This is a genomic window from Streptomyces physcomitrii (assembly GCF_012273655.1).
Lineage (GTDB): Bacteria > Actinomycetota > Actinomycetes > Streptomycetales > Streptomycetaceae > Streptomyces > Streptomyces physcomitrii.
Genome location: NZ_JAAWWP010000027.1, coordinates 1 through 18,528, shown reverse-complemented (window position 1 = coordinate 18,528; position 18,528 = coordinate 1). Strand labels below are relative to the sequence as shown.

The 18,528-nt window shown below is 73.7% G+C and carries 14 protein-coding genes; 10 read left to right on the top strand and 4 right to left on the bottom strand.

The annotated features are described in order from the left end of the window. The first annotated feature begins 23 nt into the window (after nucleotides 1-23). The 4 genes from HFV08_RS28525 (at nucleotide 24) to HFV08_RS28510 (ending at nucleotide 5,152) form a co-directional block, all read left to right on the top strand. Nucleotides 24-1,820, top strand: coding sequence for an ATP-binding SpoIIE family protein phosphatase (locus tag HFV08_RS28525; protein ID WP_168543341.1), 1,797 nt, complete (start codon nucleotides 24-26; stop codon nucleotides 1,818-1,820). Between the two features lie 187 nt (nucleotides 1,821-2,007). Next, nucleotides 2,008-3,159 (top strand): Gfo/Idh/MocA family protein, encoded by a 1,152-nt coding sequence (locus HFV08_RS28520; protein WP_168543340.1) that lies wholly within the window; start codon nucleotides 2,008-2,010, stop codon nucleotides 3,157-3,159. Next, the gene (locus HFV08_RS28515) at nucleotides 3,156-4,316 is read left to right on the top strand and encodes a dihydrodipicolinate synthase family protein (protein WP_168543339.1); all 1,161 of its coding nucleotides are present in this window, start codon (nucleotides 3,156-3,158) and stop codon (nucleotides 4,314-4,316) included. Before HFV08_RS28520 ends, HFV08_RS28515 begins: the two co-directional genes overlap by 4 nt. After that, on the top strand, nucleotides 4,313-5,152 hold the full coding sequence (locus tag HFV08_RS28510; RefSeq protein ID WP_168543338.1) for a sugar phosphate isomerase/epimerase family protein: 840 nt from the start codon (nucleotides 4,313-4,315) through the stop codon (nucleotides 5,150-5,152). Before HFV08_RS28515 ends, HFV08_RS28510 begins: the two co-directional genes overlap by 4 nt. A 100-nt stretch (nucleotides 5,153-5,252) precedes the next feature. On the opposite strand, the gene HFV08_RS28505 is transcribed toward HFV08_RS28510, so the two are convergent. Next, nucleotides 5,253-7,232, bottom strand: coding sequence for a right-handed parallel beta-helix repeat-containing protein (locus tag HFV08_RS28505; protein ID WP_168543337.1), 1,980 nt, complete (start codon nucleotides 7,230-7,232; stop codon nucleotides 5,253-5,255). Between the two features lie 236 nt (nucleotides 7,233-7,468). On the opposite strand from HFV08_RS28505, the gene HFV08_RS28500 reads away from it, so the two are divergent. Then, complete coding sequence (locus HFV08_RS28500; protein WP_168543336.1) at nucleotides 7,469-8,557, top strand: LacI family DNA-binding transcriptional regulator; 1,089 nt, start codon at nucleotides 7,469-7,471, stop codon at nucleotides 8,555-8,557. A 73-nt stretch (nucleotides 8,558-8,630) separates the two neighbouring features. On the opposite strand, the gene HFV08_RS28495 is transcribed toward HFV08_RS28500, so the two are convergent. Together HFV08_RS28495 and HFV08_RS28490 are read right to left on the bottom strand one after the other, a co-directional pair. Next, on the bottom strand, nucleotides 8,631-10,571 hold the full coding sequence (locus tag HFV08_RS28495) for a DUF2264 domain-containing protein (protein ID WP_168543335.1): 1,941 nt from the start codon (nucleotides 10,569-10,571) through the stop codon (nucleotides 8,631-8,633). Between the two features lie 214 nt (nucleotides 10,572-10,785). Then, nucleotides 10,786-10,989 (bottom strand): hypothetical protein, encoded by a 204-nt coding sequence (locus HFV08_RS28490; protein ID WP_168543329.1) that lies wholly within the window; start codon nucleotides 10,987-10,989, stop codon nucleotides 10,786-10,788. Here HFV08_RS28490 and HFV08_RS28485 point away from each other — a divergent pair. The 5 genes from HFV08_RS28485 (at nucleotide 10,982) to HFV08_RS28465 (ending at nucleotide 17,882) form a co-directional block, all read left to right on the top strand. After that, nucleotides 10,982-12,262: an ABC transporter substrate-binding protein gene (locus tag HFV08_RS28485; protein ID WP_312885869.1), complete on the top strand. Its 1,281-nt coding sequence runs from the start codon at nucleotides 10,982-10,984 to the stop codon at nucleotides 12,260-12,262. The genes HFV08_RS28490 and HFV08_RS28485 overlap by 8 nt on opposite strands. Next, entirely contained in the window at nucleotides 12,262-13,191 is a 930-nt protein-coding gene (locus HFV08_RS28480) for a carbohydrate ABC transporter permease (RefSeq protein ID WP_168543333.1), read from the top strand. The genes HFV08_RS28485 and HFV08_RS28480 overlap by 1 nt, the downstream gene beginning before the upstream one ends. Next, nucleotides 13,188-14,099 carry a carbohydrate ABC transporter permease gene (locus HFV08_RS28475; protein WP_168543332.1) on the top strand — a complete coding sequence of 304 codons (912 nt, stop codon included), beginning with the start codon at nucleotides 13,188-13,190 and terminating at the stop codon, nucleotides 14,097-14,099. Before HFV08_RS28480 ends, HFV08_RS28475 begins: the two co-directional genes overlap by 4 nt. Before the next feature lie 128 nt (nucleotides 14,100-14,227). Further along, on the top strand, nucleotides 14,228-15,208 hold the full coding sequence (locus HFV08_RS28470; RefSeq protein WP_168543398.1) for a hydroxyacid dehydrogenase: 981 nt from the start codon (nucleotides 14,228-14,230) through the stop codon (nucleotides 15,206-15,208). A 223-nt stretch (nucleotides 15,209-15,431) separates the two neighbouring features. Further along, complete coding sequence (locus tag HFV08_RS28465) at nucleotides 15,432-17,882, top strand: SpoIIE family protein phosphatase (protein ID WP_168543331.1); 2,451 nt, start codon at nucleotides 15,432-15,434, stop codon at nucleotides 17,880-17,882. Nucleotides 17,883-18,112: 230 nt separating this feature from the next. Here the strand turns inward: HFV08_RS28465 and HFV08_RS28460 are convergent. Further along, nucleotides 18,113-18,528, bottom strand: a 416-nt coding sequence (locus HFV08_RS28460; protein WP_168543330.1) for a transglycosylase SLT domain-containing protein, incomplete at its 5' end; no start/stop codon positions are given.

Below are 18,528 nucleotides of genomic sequence, written 5' to 3'. Positions count from 1 at the left end.
ACAGTGACGGGGAGGACAGGACGGTGAACGGCGGCAGCCGCAATCGGCGACTGACCAGTCGGCTCGCCGCGCAGAACGCCTCCACCACCCACAACTCCACCGGCCGGAGCCTGCGCTTCCGGCGCGGACGCGGGGCGGGGACCGAGCAGTTCACCACCCGCTCCCGGCTCGCCTGGCTGAACCTCGCGAGCACCCGGATCGGCACCACCCTCGACCTGGAGCGCACCGCCGAGGAGCTGGCCCGGTTCATCGTGCCCCGGTTCGCCGACGCCGCCGCCGTCGACCTCCTCGAAGCGGTGCTGCGCGGCGAGGAGGGCGCCCGCTGGACCGGCGCGGGCATCCCCGACAGCCGCGCCATGGCGGTCCAGGCGGTGGACTCCCTCGCCTCCCTGGAGCCCACCCCGGTCGGCGAGACCATCATCCGCACCGAGCGCAAGCGCGAGACCCTGCTGCACCGCTACTGCCTGCGGCAGGGCAAGCCGGTCCTGGTCAGCCGGATGGCCGACGAGGACTTCGACCGGGTCGCCCCGACCGACAGCGCCGCCGACAAGATGCGCCGCACCGGCGTGCACAGCTACCTCGCCGTCCCGCTGATCGCCCGCGGAGTCCTCCTCGGCACCGCCGACTTCGTCCGCGCCCAGGGCAGCCCGCCCTTCAGCACCACCGACCTGGCCCTCGCCGAGCAACTCGCCTCCAAGGCCGCGGTGTTCATCGACAACGCCCGCCTGTACGGCCGCGAGCGCGAGCACGTGGTCACCCTCCAGCGCAGCCTGCTGCCGCGCGCCACCCCGCACACCCCGGGCCTGCGGGTGCACGCCGACTACGCCCCCGCCATGGACGCCCGCGGGGTCGGCGGCGACTGGTACGACGTGATGGCGCTGCCGGGCGGCCGCACCGCCCTGATGGTCGGCGACGTGATGGGCCACGGGCTGCCCGCGGCGGCCACCATGGGGCGGCTGCGCACCGTCGCCCGCACCCTGATGATGCTCGACATGGCGCCGGAGCGGGTGCTCGCCCGCCTGGAGCTGGCCACCCGCGACCTGGAGGACGAACAGGTCGCCACCTGCCTGTGCGCCGTCTACGACCCCGCCGACTCCAGCTACACCCTGGCCAGCGCGGGCCACCCACCGCCCCTGCTGCGCGAGGAGTCCGGCGCCGCCGCCTTCCTGCCGGTCCCGGTCGGCGCGCCGCTCGGGGCGGGCGTGATCCCGTACGACCCGCTGCGGGTGCCGGTGCCGCCGGACAGCCGTCTTGTGCTCTTCACGGACGGGCTGGTGAAGACCCGTGAGGACGATGTGCACATCCAGCTGGAGCGCCTGCGGGAGGCCGCCGAGGACCTGGCGATCGGGCGCCTGGACGAGGGCGGTCTGCTCGCCTCCGCGCCCACCGGCGAGTCCCGCTTCGACGAGGCGGTGCTCCTGGTCGCCCGCCAGGCCCCGCCCGCCGGTACCGAGCTGCGCGTCTGGGAGCTGCCGGGCGACGGCACCGCCGCCTCCACCGCCCGCCGCCGGGTCACCGAGCAGCTGGCCGCCTGGGGCCTCGACGAGCTGGCCGACGTCACCGAGCTGGTGGTCAGCGAGCTGGTCGGCAACGCGCTGCGCTACGGCAAGGGCCCCGGGCAGCTGCGGCTGCTGCGCGGCGAACGCCTGGTGGTCGAGGTCTCCGACAGCGGCCCCGACCTGCCGCAGATCCAGCACGCGGACGTGAGCGACGAGGGCGGCCGCGGCCTGCAGCTCATCAACATGCTCTGCCGCAGCTGGGGTTCCTGCCGCACCGCCACCGGGAAGGTGGTCTGGGCGGAGCAGGACCTCGGGGCCTAAGGGCCTCGGGGTCTGGGTCCCCCTGCCCCGGGCCGGGGAACCGTGCCGCCGGCCGGCCTCTCCGCGCCTCGGGCGCCCCGCGCGCCTCCGCGCCGCCCGCCTCCGCCCCCACGCTTGTCCACCGCTGCGCGAAGGGTTAGCGTACGCACGTAGAAAGCGCTTTCTATCGGGTGAGTGAGGTCCAGACATGGCGCGCAGAACGATCCGTATCGCCCTCAACGGCGTGACCGGCCGGATGGGGTACCGCCAGCACCTCGTCCGGTCCCTGCTCGCCCTGCGCGAGGACGGCGGGCTGGACCTCGGCGGCGGGGACACCCTCTGGCCGGAGCTGGTGCTCGTCGGGCGGCGGGAGCACGCGCTGCGCGAGATCGCCGGGCGGCACGGCCTGGGGGAGTGGTCCACCGACCTGGACGCCGTGCTCGCCGACGACAGCATCGACATCTACTTCGACGCCCAGGTCACCGCCGCCCGCGAGGAGGCGCTCAAGAAGGCGATCGCGGCCGGCAAGCACCTCTACACGGAGAAGCCCACCGCCACCACGCTCGCCGGGGCCCTCGCCCTCGCCCGGCTCGCCGACGAGGCGGGCGTCAAGCACGGCGTCGTCCAGGACAAGCTCTTCCTGCCGGGCCTGCTCAAGCTGAAGCGCCTGATCGACGGCGGCTTCTTCGGCGAGATCCTGTCCGTGCGCGGGGAGTTCGGCTACTGGGTCTTCGAGGGCGACTGGCAGCAGGCGCAGCGCCCCAGCTGGAACTACCGCGCCGAGGACGGCGGCGGCATCGTGGTCGACATGTTCCCGCACTGGGAGTACGTGCTGCACGAGCTCTTCGGCCGGGTCACCACCGTGCAGGCGCTCACCGCCACCCACATCCCGCGCCGCTGGGACGAGCGGGGCGCGCCCTACGAGGCCACCGCCGACGACTCCGCGTACGGCGTCTTCCAGCTGGCGGGCGGCGCCGTCGCCCAGATCAACTCCTCCTGGGCGGTGCGCGTCAACCGCGACGAACTGGTCGAGTTCCAGGTCGACGGCGTCCACGGCTCCGCGGTGGCGGGGCTGCGCAACTGCCGGGTGCAGCACCGCTCGGCGACCCCCAAGCCGGTGTGGAACCCCGATCTGCCGGTCACCGAGTCCTTCCGGGACCAGTGGCAGGAGGTCCCGGACAACACCGAGTTCACCAACGGCTTCCGCGCCCAGTGGGAGCTGTTCCTGCGCCACGTCGTCCTCGACGAGCCCTGGTCCTGGGACCTGCTCGCGGGCGCCCGCGGGGTGCAGCTCGCCGAACTCGGCCTGCGCTCCTCGGCCGAGGGCCGCCGCCTCGACGTACCGGAGCTGACCCTGTGACCCTGCGACTCCCGGCGCCGGACGGCTCCCTGCGCGACTACCGGCCCGGCGGACGGGCGCTCACCCTCGCCCCCGGCGGACCGCCGCTCGCCTCCCGGCGGGTCTTCTCCGCGGCCCATGTGGTCGCCGACCCGCTGGCCGACACCGGCCCCGACGACCCGGCGGCCGTCGACTGGGACGCCACCCTCGCCTTCCGCCGCCATCTGTGGGGCCACGGCCTCGCGGTGGCCGAGGCGATGGACACCGCGCAGCGGGGCATGGGCCTGGACTGGGCGGGCGCCAAGGAGCTGATCCGGCGCTCGGCCGCCGAGGCGCGCGCGGTCGGCGGCGGGCTCGCCTGCGGCGTCGGCACCGACCAGCTCGGCCCCGGACCGCACACCCTCGCCGAGGTCACCGCCGCCTACGAGGAGCAGCTCGCCTTCGTCGAGGGCTGCGGCGCCCAGGCCGTCCTGATGGCCTCCCGCGCGCTCGCCGCCGCGGCCCAGGGCCCCGAGGACTATCTGAAGGTCTACGGCTCCCTGCTGCGCCAGGCCGCCGAACCGGTGATCCTGCACTGGCTCGGGCCGATGTTCGACCCCCACCTCGACGGCTACTGGGGCGAGGCGGACCTCGACGCGGCCACCGAGTCCTTCCTCGCCGTGCTCGCCGAGCACCCCGACAAGGTGGACGGCATCAAGGTCTCGCTGCTCGACGCGGAGCGCGAGATCGCCCTGCGCGGGCGGCTGCCCGTCGGGGTGCGCTGCTACACCGGCGACGACTTCCACTACCCGGAGCTGATCGCGGGCGACGACCAGGGCTTCAGCCACGCCCTGCTCGGCGTCTTCGACCCGCTCGCCCCCTTCGCCGCCGAGGCGGTACGGGCCCTGGACACCGGGGACGCCGAGCGCTTCCGGTCCCTCCTCGACCCGACCACCCCGCTCGCCCGCCACCTCTTCGCGCAGCCGACCCGCTTCTACAAGACGGGCGTGGTCCTGCTCGCCTGGCTCGGCGGCCACCAGTCCCACTTCACCATGGTCGGCGGGCTGCACTCGGCCCGCTCCCTGCCGCACCTGGCCCGCGCCTACGAACTCGCCGACACCCTCGGCCTGTTCCCCGATCCGGGGCTCGCCGAGGCGCGGATGTCCGCCCTGCTGCACGTCCACGGAGTACCCCGATGAGCAACCCGCCCGACCTCTCCCGCCTCAGCATCAACCAGGAGACCATCCGCCAGTGGTCGCTGCCCGAACTGGTCGAGGGCTGCGCCCGGGCGGGCATCGGCGGCGTCGGCCTGTGGCGGGCGCCGGTGCAGAAGTACGGGGTCGAGGCGGCGGCCCGGCTGGTGCGCGAGGCCGGGCTCACCGTCACCAGCCTGTGCCGCGGCGGCTTCTTCACCGACCGGGACCCGGCCGCCCGGGCCGCCGCCGAGGAGTCCAACCGGCGCGCGGTGGACGAGGCGGCGGCGCTCGGCACCGGCACCCTGGTCCTGGTCAGCGGCGGCCTGCCCGAGGGCGACCGGGATCTGCACGGCGCCCGGGAGCGGGTCGCGGACGCCCTCGCCGTCCTCGCCCCCTACGCGGCCTCGGCCGGGGTGCGCCTCGCGATCGAACCGCTGCACCCGATGTACGCCGCGGACCGCTGCGTGGTCTCCACCCTCGGCCAGGCACTCGACCTCGCGGAGCGCTTCCCCGCCGAGCAGGTCGGCGTCGTCGTCGACACCTACCACCTGTGGTGGGACGACCGGGTGGGCGAGGACATCGCCCGGGCCGGCGCCGGCCGCCGCCTGGCCTCCTTCCAGCTCGCCGACTGGATCACCCCGCTGCCCGCCGGGGTACTGCTCGGCCGCGGTCAACTCGGCGACGGCAGCGTCGACTTCCGCTGGTTCCACGCGGCGGTCACCGCGGCCGGATGGACCGGCCCCGTAGAGGTGGAGATCTTCAACGAGGGCCAGTGGGAGCGCGAGGGCGCGGCCGTCCTGGCGGAGACGGCGGAGAGGTATGCGGCGCACGTGCTGTGAGGCCGGTCCCGGCCGTTGACGGCGGACAAGCCCCAAACCCCCTGTAGGTACGGGGGATGTGGGGCTTGCTTGCTGTCAACGGCTCACCGGCACCCCGCCCTCACTCCGCCACCAGACGGACGTCGTCGCAGAAGCCGTTCCCCTCGCCGCTGCGGGCATAGCAGTAGATCCGCGCGGTGCTCGCGTCCGGCCCGGTGGTGAAGCGCACCGAGCCCTCCCGGTACGCGGTGCCGGTGAAGGCCGTGCGTGCGGTCGAGCCCTGGTCGTCGTAGGACTTGGCGCCGAGGGAGAGTTCGGTGCCCGGGGCCGAGACGCGGCCCCAGCCGGTGAGCCGGTAGGTGGTGCCGGGCTCGACCGCGACCACCTGCTCGGCGGCTGCCGGGGAGCGGCCGGTGCGCACGGCGCCGCCGCCTCGGTGGGCGCCGGGGTCGAGGGCGGTGCCGCCGTAGGTGGTCCACGGGCTCGGCGAGCCGGTCTCGAAGCCGCCGTTGCGGATCAGGGTGCCGGGGGTGCACTGGGCGTCGTCCACCGTGCTCGCCTGGTGGAAACCGGCGTCGGGGTGGCAGATCCGCGGCAGGGGGGTGCCGAAGTAGTCCTTGCCGCCGTCCGCGAGCACCGGTGCGACGCCCCGCGCGGGGGAGCCCTCGGCGAGCCGGTAGTCGGCGGCCTCGCGCCCGTCCTGCCGCACGAAGCGGGGGTCGGCGGTGACCTTCAGCGGGTCGGCGGGCTCATTGGCCGGGTGGTTGCCGGAGAAGACATTGCCGCGCCAGGTGAAGTCGCCGGGCCGGTAGGTGCTGTCGCCGAAGCCGGTGTAGCCGCCGGAGCCGAGGTTGTGGAAGACATTGCCGCTCAGCCGGGTGAGGGAGGAACCGGCGCCCTGCTGGATGATCGCCGTCGTCGAACCCTTCGGCAGATAGGCGGTGTTGTGGTGGACCTGCGCGTCCTTCTCGCCCACCGCGAACAGCCAGCGGCTCTTGTCCCCGACGCTCAGATTGTGGCGCACGACCGTGCCGGTGGCGCTGGAGCCCGCCCCGCAGGCCCCGCAGAACAGCATGAAGCCGCCCTCGTTGTCGTGGCTGTAGTTGTACTGGAAGAGGGCGCCCTTGTTGCCGTAGTCGGCGTCGAAGGCCATGCCGTCGTTGTTGTCCTTCAGCCGCCGGACGTGGTGGACCTCGTTGTGCTGGATCGTGGTGTGGTCCGAATTGATGGTCCAGATACCGGCGTTGGCACCCATCGGCCGCATCGCGAGGTCGTAGGCGGTGTTGTGCTCCACGAGCGCCTTCTCGGCGGCGCGCACCACGATCCCGTCCCCGCCGGTGTCGTCGATCGTGTTGCCGCGGAAGACGATCCGGGTGTTGGCCCGCCAGTTCACCTTGCTGCCGCAGCCGTCCCCGGTGCCGTACTCCGGGCGGCACATCCAGGTGCTGTAGTTGGTCAGGCCCTCCCGGTCCACCCGGGAGATACGGGAGTCGCCGACCAGGACGTCGTCGAAGTTGGTCGGGGTTCTCGTGCCGCTGACCCGGAACTGGATGCCGTTGCTCTGCTTGGTGGCGTCCCCGTTCACGTCGTGCACATAGACGTCGTCCACCCGGTAGTGGCTGCCGACCCCGTCCGGCAGGTCCTCGATCTCCACCAGGAGGCCGTTGCGCTCGCGCTTGGTGGCGCCGGTGTCCCGGTAGGTGATCTCGATGCCGGAGATCTCCCACTGCTCGACGTTGTAGAGGTGCACCGCCGCCTTCTCGGTGCCGGCCGCCCGGCCCGCGACCACCGGCCGGGCGGATCCCGCGCCGTACGGAGCCAGCCGGACCGGGGCCTTCGCGCTGCCCGAGCCCTTCGGCTTCAGGGTCCCCTCGCAGGTGGCGCCGCGCTTGAGCAGCAGCCGGTCGCCGGGGCCGAAGGTGTGGCCGTTCGCCTGGGCGAGGCTGTTCCAGGGGCTCTGCTCGGTGCCGGAACCCGCCGTGGCGGCCGAGCAGTCGAGGTAGCGGTCGGCGGCGGCCGGGGCGCCGGCGGCCTCGGGGGCGGCGAGCGCGCCCGCGAGGACGAGGCCGGCCACCGCGGCCCGTCTGAGGGAGAGCAGCATGGTGGGACTCCCGGAGGGAGGGGACGGTGAATGTCCCACAACGTAAAATCGGCCATTCGATCGAGTCAACGGTTCTGACCAAGTCGATCGGTAAGCGATCAAACGACGGGCAAATGATCGGGTATCTTGTCTGACCCGGGCTGCCGGTCGTCAGGACGAGCGGTGCAGGATCGTCCCCGGCAGCGCGGCGAGCGGCGGGGGGACCGCGGCTCGGCGAAGACCACGGAAGGGGCCCGATGAGCAGTTCGGCGCAGGACCGTCGCAGGCGCATCCTCGAAGCCGTACGCGGGCTCGGCAGCGTACGGGTGGTGGATCTGGCGAGCCGCCTGGAGATCCCGGCGGTCACCGTGCGCCGGGATGTCGCCGCGCTGGCGGACGAGGGCAGGCTGGTGCGCACCCACGGGGCGGTCGCGCTGCCCGAGGGCGCCGCCGCGACCGCCGGGGGCGGCGCCGAACGGCTGATCGGCATGCTGGTGCCGACGCTGGGCTCCTACTTCGACGAGGTGGTCGCGGGCGCCAGCGCCGCCGCCGCGGCCGCCGGTGCCCGGGTGGTCCTCGGCATCGCCCCCTACGACTCCGGCGACGACCGCGCCCAGGTGGAGCGGCTGCTCGAATCGGCGGTGGACGGGCTGCTGCTCACCCCGAACTGGAAGCCCGGGACCGGCCTCGACGAGAGCGACTGGCTCGGTGAACTGCCGGTGCCCGCCGTCCTGGTGGAGCGCAGGGCGGCGCCCGCGAGCCCGGCCGCCGAGCTGGACGCGGTCTGCTCCGACCACCGGCACGGCGTCCTGCTCGCGCTGCGCCGCTTCGCCGGGCTCGGCCACCGCTCGGTGCTGCTCGCCGCCCGCGACGACACCCGTACCGCCTACGAGGTGCGCGCGGGCTACGCCCAGGCGGTGGAGCAACTCGGCCTGCGCGGGGCGCCGGTGATCGACACGCCGAGCGCCGCCGACCCCCGCTCCGCGGTCGACCGGCAGCAGGTCGCCGCCCGGATCGCCGAGGCCGCCGCCTCCGGAGCGCGCGCCCTGCTCGTCCACAACGACCAGGACGCCATCCAACTCCCGCCCCTGCTGCGCTCGTTCGGCCTCAGCGTGCCCGAGGACATGGCCCTCATCTCCTACGACGACGTCTTCGCCTCGCTCTCCGCGCCACCGCTGACCGCGGTGGCGCCGCCCAAGCGGGCGGTGGGCGCGACCGCCCTCGACGCCCTGCTGCGCCGCCTGGACGCCCCCGGTGAACTCCCGGTCCAGCACGTCGAGTTGCTGCCCTCGCTCAAGCTGCGCGCCTCCTGCGGCGAGCCGGTCCGGGGCGCACGGCAGGCCTGAGGCCCCGCAGGTCCGAGGCGCCCCGGAGACCCGAGGAGCCCCGGGCCCGAGGGAGCGCCCGGGAAGTCTCTGCTCAGCCGCCGGGCTCGGCCCGCGGCGCGGGGGAGTGCGCCACCCGTACCGAGCCCGCGGCGACCTCCGCGCGGTGGCTGCCGCCGCCGGGCCAGTCCACCCGTACGGACCAGCCCGCGGGCCGCGGTGTCACCCGCACCCGGGGCCGCTCCCCGGTGTCCCGCGCATCGGCGCCGGTCAGCCGCAGCGCGGCGAGGAAGAGGCTCCCGCCCGCCCCGGTCGCCCCGTGCAGCACCGGCACCGCCGCCCGCGGGCCGAAGGCGGTACCGGACGCGGTGGTCCGCACCTCGGCCCCGGCGAGACCGAGCAGCCCGCGCAGCTCGCTGTGCGTCCCGTCCGCGGTGCGCACCCAGGCGGTGCCGTCCTCGGCGCCGGTCCGCAGTTCCTCGCCCGCCGGTGCCCAACCGCCGCACACCACGGGGGTGTCGGGCGCGGCCCCGGACACCAGGTGCAGCCGCACCTCCTCGGCGCCGTCCGCGAGACTCAGCGAGGTGACCCGGACCCCGGGCAGGGGGCGGCCGCCGAGCCGGGGCGTGTGCGCCGAGGCCGCCCAGCCCGGGCCCGCGCCGAGCGGCTCGATCCGGCCGCGCTCGCTGACCTCGTCCCCGTCCCGCAGCCCGAAGTGGTTGTCCGGGAGCCCCTCGGTCGGACCGGTCACCGTGGAGTGGGCGAGCGCGGCGTAGAGCGGGTTGTCGGGGGCCACCTCGGCGGCGGGCTGGTCGTCGCTGCCGTGGTTGTGCAGCCGTACGATCCCGTCCGCCGCGGTGGACTGGAGCAGCCAGCCCGGTTCGGGCAACCCCCTTGCCGTGTCGGCGAGTTCGGCGGGTCCCGGCTCCTCGGTCGCGGTCCACACCGGGTGGTCCGGCGGCAGCAGGAGGCCGAGGAAGCCGCTGGCGGACCAGTACGGCGAGGCGGGGCCCGAGTAGGGCTGGACCAGGGGCGGGTGGGCGCCGTGCCAGCCGAGGGTGAGGCGGCCCTCGGCGTCCAGCGCGCCCCGGTCCAGGAAGTAGCGCAGCGCCCCCGAGGCGATCCGGCGGGTCGCGCCCGGCGCCAGCGGGGTCCGCCCGGTCAGCGCCCCGGCCCACAGCGGCGCGGCGGCGGCGAACCGGTAGCTCAGCGAGCGCCCCTGGTGCACCGGGGCGCCGTCGCCGCCGAACATGCCGGTGTACGCGTCCAGATAGGCGGCGAGCCGCTCGCCGTACCGCGCCGTCAGGGCGGTGTCCCGGGCCAGGTGGGCGTGGAGCACCGGGGTGAGGTGCATGGCCCAGCCGTTGTAGTGGTCGAAGGCGCGGGGGCGGCCGTCGGTGTACCAGCCGCCGCCGAGGTACCAGCCGTCGATCTTCTCCAGGCCGCGGGCGACCGCCGCCTCGGCCGCCACGGTCTCGATGCCCGCCTCCGCGAGGAAGCCGCCGACGGCGAGCGGGAAGAGCCACCAGTTGTTCTCGTGCGGGGTGCGGTGCAGCGCCTCGGCGAGCCAGCGGCCCGCCCGCTCGCGGACGCCGTCGTCCAGCCGGTCCCACAGCCAGGGGCGGGTGAGCCGCAGGGCGAGCGCGACGGTGGCGGCCTCCACCATGGGCTGGCCGCGGTCGGTGATCACCGGCCAGGACTCGCCGTCACCGCCGGTGAGCTCGGGTGCGCGGGTGGGGTGCCGGGTGCCGGCGTCCAGGCCCGCGGCGTACCGGTCGAGGAGACCGGCCGGGTCCTCGCCCCCGGCGCCCGCGACGCGCAGCGCGGCGAGCTGGAAGGTGCGGGCGTACCCCTCCAGGCCGTCGGAGCGCGGTCCGGACCAACTCGGGCGCGGGCCCGGCAGGTTGATCAGTGCCTGGCCGGGAGTGGCGTGCGGGGCGACCGCGGCGAGCATCGCGTCGGCCGCCGCCTCCCAGTGGCTTCTGGTCCAGCCGGTGTACGGGCTCAGCTTCCGGTCCTCGGGGGGCAGCCGCATGGATCATTTCCTTTGTCGGACGGTCCGGGCGCCGCCGGTGTCCGCGCCGGTCAGGAGGGGTGCGGTGCGGGTGGGGAAGCGGGCGGCACACTCCGGCGTAAGCGATCAAACGATCGAGTTGATCTGACGATAGCAGCCCGCAACCTCCCTGATAAGCGCTGTTGTCCAGCGGGAAACGAGCCTCTGAGCGAGAGGTGACGGGATTGTTGTCTGATCATTTCAGATCATCTGATCGTGAAACCTTGACGTCGATCGATGTGAGCTTCAGGATGGCGGTCAATTCAAGCCTGACTTCGCCTTCCGGAGCGCCGAGGGACTGCCGGCGTTCGTGAATCCCCTGGAGCCGTGCTGTGTCCTCTGCGTCTTCTTCCTCCTCTCGGGCCTCCCGCCGGGGAGTGCTCACCGCCGCCGTGGCCACGGCGGCCGCCCTGTGCCTGACGCTCTCCGCCTGCGGCGGCTCCGAGGATTCGGCCGCCGGTGACGGCAAGCCGGTCACCCTGACCTTCTGGGGCTGGGCCAAGGGCACCAAGGAGGTCGTCGACGCCTTCAACGCCTCCCACAAGGACATCAAGGTCGACTACAAGGAGATCCCCTCCGGCAACGCGGGCGGCTACGCCAAGCTCTCCAACGCGGTGAAGGCGGGCAATGCCCCCGATGTCTTCAACGTCGAGTACCCGCAGCTGCCGGACTTCGTGAGCCAGGGCGCCGTACGGGACATCAGCGAGTACGTCACCCCGGACGTCGAGGGGCAGTACCTGCCGCAGGCCGTGGAGCTGACCACGCTCGGGGACAAGAAGTGGGCGCTGCCGCTGGACGTGGCGCCGCAGACCTTCTACTACCGCGCGGACGTCTTCGAGAAGGCGAAGATCACCAGCCCGCCGAAGACCTGGGAGGAGTTCCGCGCGGACGCCGAGAAGATCAAGAAGGCCGACCCCGAGGCCCGTATCGCCACCTTCTTCCCGGACGACGCGAGCGCCTTCGAGGCGATGGCCTGGCAGGCGGGCGCCCGGTGGTTCGAGACCGGGAAGGACTCCTGGAAGGTCGACTTCCAGCAGAGCGCCACCCGCAGGACCGCCGACTTCTGGCAGCGGCTCATCTCCGACGACCTGATCCGGGTCACCCCCTCCTTCTCCCAGCAGTGGACCGCCTCGCTGCAGAAGGGCCAGACCGTCGGCTACCTCGGCGCGAGCTGGGGCGCCGGTGTCCTCGGCGAGACCGTCCCCGACCAGTCCGGCAAGTGGCGGGCCGCCCCGCTGCCCAGCTGGGACGGCAAGCCCGCCAGCGGCATGGTCGGCGGCACCACCTTCGCCGTCGCCAAGGACAGCGAACACGCCGAGGCCGCCGTGGAGTTCGCCAGGTGGGCGACCACCACCGCGGCCGGGTTCAAGGCCCGTATCGCCACCGGCACCTCCTCCGCGTACCCGGCGGCGCCCGCCCTGGTGCCGGTCGCGCAGAAGGCCTTCAAGACCGGCTTCCTCGGCGGGCAGGACGTCTACGCCCTCCACCGCAAGGGCGCCGTGTCCATCAACGAGCGGTGGACCTGGGGCCCGGTCATGGGCGTCACCAACAACTCCCTGAAGGACTCCTTCGCCGAGCTCAAGAGCGGCGGCGACCTCTTCGCGAGCGTGCGGCGCGCCCAGCGGGACACCGAGAGGGAACTGAGGAACCGCGGCATCGAGGTGAGCCGCTGATGGCCGCCCCCCTCACCGAGGGTCCGGCCCCCCGGCGCCGCCGCGGCCCCCTCGGGGCGCCGCTGCTGCTCCTGGCCCCCTTCTTCCTCCTGTTCACCGCCTGCACCCTGGTGCCGATCGGCTACGCGATCCACCTCAGCCTCTACCGCGAGCAGCGCTCCGGGCTCGGCTTCGGCGGCGTGGAGAAGGCGTTCACCGGCCTCGGGAACTACCGGCGGGCCCTGGCGGACGAGGCCTTCCGGGACGGCTTTCTCACCCTCGCCCAGTACTGCGTGCTCTACATCCCGCTGATGATCGGCCTCTCCCTGGTCCTCGCGCTGCTCCTGGACTCGACGCTCGCCAGGGCCCGGCGCTTCTTCCAGCTCGCGCTCTTCCTGCCGCACGCGGTGCCCGGCATCATCGCCGCGCTGATCTGGATGTACCTCTACACCCCGGGCGTCAGCCCGGTGATCGGCGCGCTGGACTCGGCCGGGTACCGGATCGACCTGCTCGGCCAGCCGGTGCCCGCCGTCGTCAACATCGCGCTCTGGGAGTGGACCGGCTACAACCTCATCATCTTCTTCGCCGCGCTCCAGGCGATCCCGCGCGAGGTCCTGGAGGCCGCCGTGGTCGACGGCGCCGGACCGCTGCGGACCGCCCTCAGCATCAAGGTCCCGCTGATCCGCGCCTCCCTGACCATGGTCGGGCTCTTCACCGTGATCGGCTCCCTCCAGCTCTTCACCGAGCCGATGATCCTGCACGACGCGGCCCCCGGCGTCGTCACCACCTGGACGCCCAATATGTACGCCTACACCGCCGCCTTCGAGCGCAACGACTACGGTCTGGCCGCCGCGGCCTCCGTGCTGCTCGCGCTCACCGCCGCCGTGCTCTCCTTCGCCGTCACCCGCCTCGGCGGCCGCTCCGCCAAGGCGAAGGAGGCCCGGACATGAGCACCACCGCCCCCGTGCGGTCGAGCCGCCGCAGCCGCCCGCTGCCGCCGCCCGCCCCGGCCCCCGGGCGCCGCCCCTGGTCGCTGTCGAAGACCGCGGTCAACGGCGCCCTGGTGCTCGCCACCGTCTACACCCTCTTCCCGCTGCTCTGGCTGCTGACCGCCGCCGCGAAGAACACCGGGGACCTGCTCGGCGGCCGCACCCTGACCCCCGCCCGCTGGAACCTCGGCGACAACCTGGCGGGACTCGCCGAGACCGGCGACGGCGTCTACTTCCGCTGGTACCTCAACTCCCTGCTCTACGCCGGGTTCGGCGCCCTGCTGTGCGCCCTGGTCTGCGTGGCCGCCGGATACGCCTTCCACGTCTACGACTTCCCCGGCAAGGAGAAGCTCTTCGGCCTCGTCCTGCTCGGGGTCCTCGTTCCCACCACGGCCCTCGCCCTGCCGATGTACCTGCTCGCCTCCGAGCTGGACGTGGTCAACACCTACTGGGCGGTCCTGGTGCCCTCCCTGGTGAACCCCTTCGGCGTCTACCTGGCCCGGGTCTTCTGCGCGGGCTACGTACCCGGCGAGGTCCTGGAGGCCGCGCGCATGGACGGCGCCTCGGAGCTGCGCACCTTCTGGTCGATCGGGCTGCGGATGGTGATGCCCGGCTTCGTGACCGTCTTCCTGTTCCAGTTCACCGCGATCTGGAACAACTTCTTCCTGCCGCTGGTGATGCTCTCCGACACCAAGCTCTTCCCGGTCAGCCTCGGGCTCTACTCGTGGAACACCCAGACCCGCTCCTTCCCCGAGTACTACCCGCTGGTCGTGACCGGTTCGCTGCTCGCCGTCGTCCCGCTCGTCGTCGCCTTCCTCGCCCTCCAGCGGTTCTGGAAGGCCGGGCTGACCGCGGGGAGCGTCAAGTGACCGGCACCCGCGAGACCTCCGCGGCCCACCCCCATCCTCCACGGGAGACCTCCGTGCACAGCCCCCTCCCGCTGCCCGCGCCCGCCGCGGCGCCCGGCGGCCGACGGCGCCCGCGGGCCCTGCTCGCCATGCACGCCGACCTCGCAGGACGGCTCATCGACCCGGACACCATGCGCAGGCTGACCAGCCTCGCCGACCTCGACCCGGGCTTCGTCGCCGACGACTTCCACACCCCGCGGGCCGTCGAGGCGCTGCGCGAGACCGAGGTCATCGTCAGCTGCTGGGGCTGCCCGCCGCTGGACGAGGAGGTGCTCGCCCGCGCGCCCCGGCTGCGCGCGGTGATCCACGCGGCCGGTTCGGTCAAGCACCACATCACCGAGGCCTGCTGGCAGCGCGGCATCGATGTCACCTCCGCGGCCTGGGCGAACGCCCTGCCGGTCGCGGAGTACACGGTCGCCGCGGTGCTGCTCGCCAACAAGCAGATCCTGCGGCTGCGCGAGGACTACCGCGGCCGCCGGGCCGCCCACGACTGGCAGGCCGCCTACGGCCGCGCGGGCAACTACCGCCGTACGGTCGGTGTCGTCGGCGCCTCCCGGATCGGCCGCCGGGTCCTGGAACTGCTGCGCGCCCACGACCTCGAACTGCTGCTGCACGATCCGTACGTGGGCGCGGAGGAGGCCGCCCGGCTCGGCGCCCGCTCCGCCGGTCTCGACGAACTCTGCGCCGCGAGCGACGTGGTGAGCGTGCACGCGCCCGAACTCCCCGAGACCCGGCACCTCCTCGACCGCCGGCGCCTCGCCCTGATGCCGACCGGTGCCACCCTCGTCAACACCTCCCGCGGCTCGCTCGTCGACCAGGAGGCGCTGACCGAGGAACTGGTCTCGGGGCGCCTGGAAGCCGTCCTCGACGTGACCGTGCCCGAGGTGCTGCCGCCCGACTCACCGCTGTACGACCTGCCGAACGTCGTCCTCACCCCGCATGTGGCCGGCTCCCTCGGCACCGAGCTGCACCGGATGGCCGCCGCTGCCGCCGACGAACTGGCCCGCTACGTCGACGGCCGCCCCTTCGCCCACGCGGTCACCCCCGAGGAGGCCCGCATCTCGGCCTGATCCGCCTGACCTGCCTGACCCGTCTGATCCGCCTGACCTGTCTGATCCGCTCGGCCGCCTGCCCCCGGAGAGCGGTCGCAGAGAGTACGCGGCGGGTACGCACCGTGAGAGCGGCGCCTTCGAGGGGCGGGGAAGCGGTGGTCGGGCCGGGGGACCGGCCGGAGGTGGCAGCGAGGCCGGGCAGGCCGGAGAATTGGGGCATCTGCCTCCGAAAGGGTTGCCCATGCCCGGCCTCAAGGGCGGCGGAGAGCCGGCCGCCCCCTTCGATCTGCCCAGAACAGCCACCGCCGTCTGCGACGACAGCGGAGTGCTGACGGGCTGGTCCGAGGCGGCGGCCCGACTGCTCGGCCTGCGCGCGCGGGACGTCCTCGGGCGGCCGGTCGCGGAACTCCTCGCCGAGGGCGAGAACGGCGGCGCCCTGCGTACCGCCCTGAACGCGCGGCACCCGGTCCCCGAGCCCACCGGGGTGCTCCGCGCCCGGCACCGGGACGGCCGCACGCTCGTCCTCGGGGTGCAGGCCACCGCGCTGACGGCGGACGGCGGACGCCACTGGCACCTCTCCGCGGTGGACATGGCCCGCAACCCCTGGTGGAGCACCAGCCACTCGGTGGTGGAGCGCTTCCTGCGCAACGCGCCCTTCGGCATCGGCGTGCTCGACCCCGGGCTGCGCTACGTCTGGACCAATGCGGCCCTCGACGCGATGTCCGGGGCCGACTGCGCGCGGCGCCTCGGCCGCACCATGGCCGAGGTACTGCCGGACCTCGACCCCGGGGTGCTCCAAGGGCGGCTGCGGGAGGTGCTGCGGACCGGGGAGCCGGTGGGCGAATTCGAGTACCGCGGCTACGTCCCCGCCGACCCGCACCGCGAGCACGCCTTCTCCACCTCCTGCCTGCGGCTCGACGACACCGAGGGGCGGGTGCTCGGTGTCTGCTACACCGCCGTCGACATCACCGAGCGCTGGCGGACCCGGCAGCGCGTGGACCTGCTCATGGAGTCCGGCAGCCGGATCGGCACCACCCTGGACCTGCAGCGCACCGCGGAGGAACTGACCGAGGTCGCGGTCCCCCGGATGGCCGACTTCGCGGTGGTGGATCTCCTGGAACCGGTGCTGCGCAGCGAGGAACCGGCCGGCACACCCGGTCCGGACTCCGGCGGCAAGCTGCGCCGGATCGCCCACCTCAGCGTGCGGCCCGGCAACGCCGACATCGTCACCGAGCTGGGCACGGCCCCGTACTACCCGGTGGACTCCCCGATGAGCCGGGCGATGCACGAGGGCCGGACGCTCCGGGTGCCCGGCCCGGACAGCGACTTCTCCTGGCTCGGCCACGATCCCCAGCGCAGCGCGGTCCAGCTGACCTATCCGGTGCGCTCGCTGCTCGCGGTGCCGCTGCGGGCCCGCGGCAAGGTGCTCGGACTCGCCACCTTCTGCCGCTCCGACCGCCGCGACCCCTTCGAGCCCGACGATCTGTCGATGGCCGAGGACTTCGTCTCCCGCGCCGCGGTCTGCCTGGACAACGCCCGCCGCTACACCCGCGAGCACCGCACCGCCCTGGCCCTCCAGCGCAGCCTGCTCCCGCAGATCCTCTCGGTGCCGCCCTCGGTGGAGATCGCCCACCGCTATGTGCCGGCCACCGCGCACGAGGGCGTCGGCGGCGACTGGTTCGACGTGATCAGGCTCTCCGGCGCGCGCGTCGCCCTGGTCGTCGGCGATGTGGTCGGCCACGGCATCCACGCCGTCGCGGCCATGGGGCGGCTGCGCACGGCGGTGCACTCCCTCGCCGACATGGACCTGCCGCCGGACGAGCTTCTCGCCCACCTGGACGACCTGGTGCTCAGGGTCGCCGACGAGCAGTCCGGGGAACCGGAGGTCGAGGGCGCGGCCACCGCCGCGGTCGGCGCCCGCTGCCTGTACGTGGTGCACGACCCGGCGACCCGTCTGTGCACCGTCGCCCGGGCCGGTCACGTACCGCCCGCGCTGCTCTCGCCGGAGGGCACCGTCACCTTCCCCGAACTGCCCGCCGGGCCCCCGCTCGGCGTCGGCGCGCTGCCCTTCGAGGCTGTGGAGTTCGCCCTGCCCGAGGGCGCCACCCTGGTCCTCTACACGGACGGGCTGCTGCGCGCCGCCGACACCGACCTGGACGAGGCGACCGCCCGGCTGCGGACCGCGCTCGCCGGGGCCAGGACCGACCTCCAGGACGCCGCCGACGACGTCCTCGCGGGGATGGGGATCCAGGCCCGTACCGACGATGTCGCCCTGCTGCTGGCCCGCCCGCACGGGCTGAGCGAGGAGCAGATGGCCACCTGGGAGCTGCGCGCCGACCCCGCGGAGGTGGCGCGGGCGCGGGCGCTGGCCGCCGAGGTGCTTGAGCAGTGGGGGCTCCAGGAGATGGCCTTCACCACCGAGCTGATCGTGAGCGAACTGGTGACCAACGCCATCCGGTACGCGGGCGAGCCGATCCGGCTGCGGCTCATCCGGCAGTCGGTGCTGACCTGCGAGGTCACCGACGGCACCAGCACCTCGCCCCGGCTGCGGCACGCCCGTACCACCGACGAGGGCGGCCGGGGGCTGTTCATGATCGCCCAGCTGGCCCGCCGCTGGGGCACCCGCTACTCGGCCGGCGGGAAGATCATCTGGGCGGAGCAGGTACTGCCGGACAGCGGCCCGGGGCTGTGACGTCCGCCCCGGCCGCCGCCCGCTTCCACCGGCCGCTGAGCCTGGACGGCCGGGACCTCTCCCTCGCCGGGAGTGCCGGGGGCGGACCCTGCGGTACGGAGGCGGCCGGGCCGCACTGAGCGGGCCCGGCGGTGGGCACGGCCGAAGGCCGGCACCTGGTGGGTGCCGGCCTTCGGCGGGTGTCGCCCGGTCACCGGCGGGGGGTGTGCCGGTGGGCCGCGAGGGGGCCGTCAGTACGCGCTGTCGACGTTGTCCATGGAGCCGTACTTGTCGGCGGCGTAGTTGGCGGCGGCGGTGATGTTGGCGACGGGGTCGTAGATGTCCTTGGGGGTGCCCTTGACGTGGTAGGCGTCGAAGGTCGGGGGGATCACCTGGAGGAGTCCCTTGGAGGGGACGCCGTTGATGGCGTTGATGTCCCAGTCGTTGATGGCCTTGGGGTCGCCCGCGGACTCGCGGATGATGTTGCGGTGCAGGCCTTCGTAGGAGCCGGGGATGCCCTTGTCCTTCATGATGGCGAGGGATTCGCGGATCCAGCCGTCGAGGTTGTTCGCGTAGGTGGGCTTGCGGTCCGAGGAGCGGTTGGCGGCGGGCTTGTCCTTGCGGTCGGCCTTCGCCTTGCCCTCGGCCTTCTCGCCCTTCTTCTCCG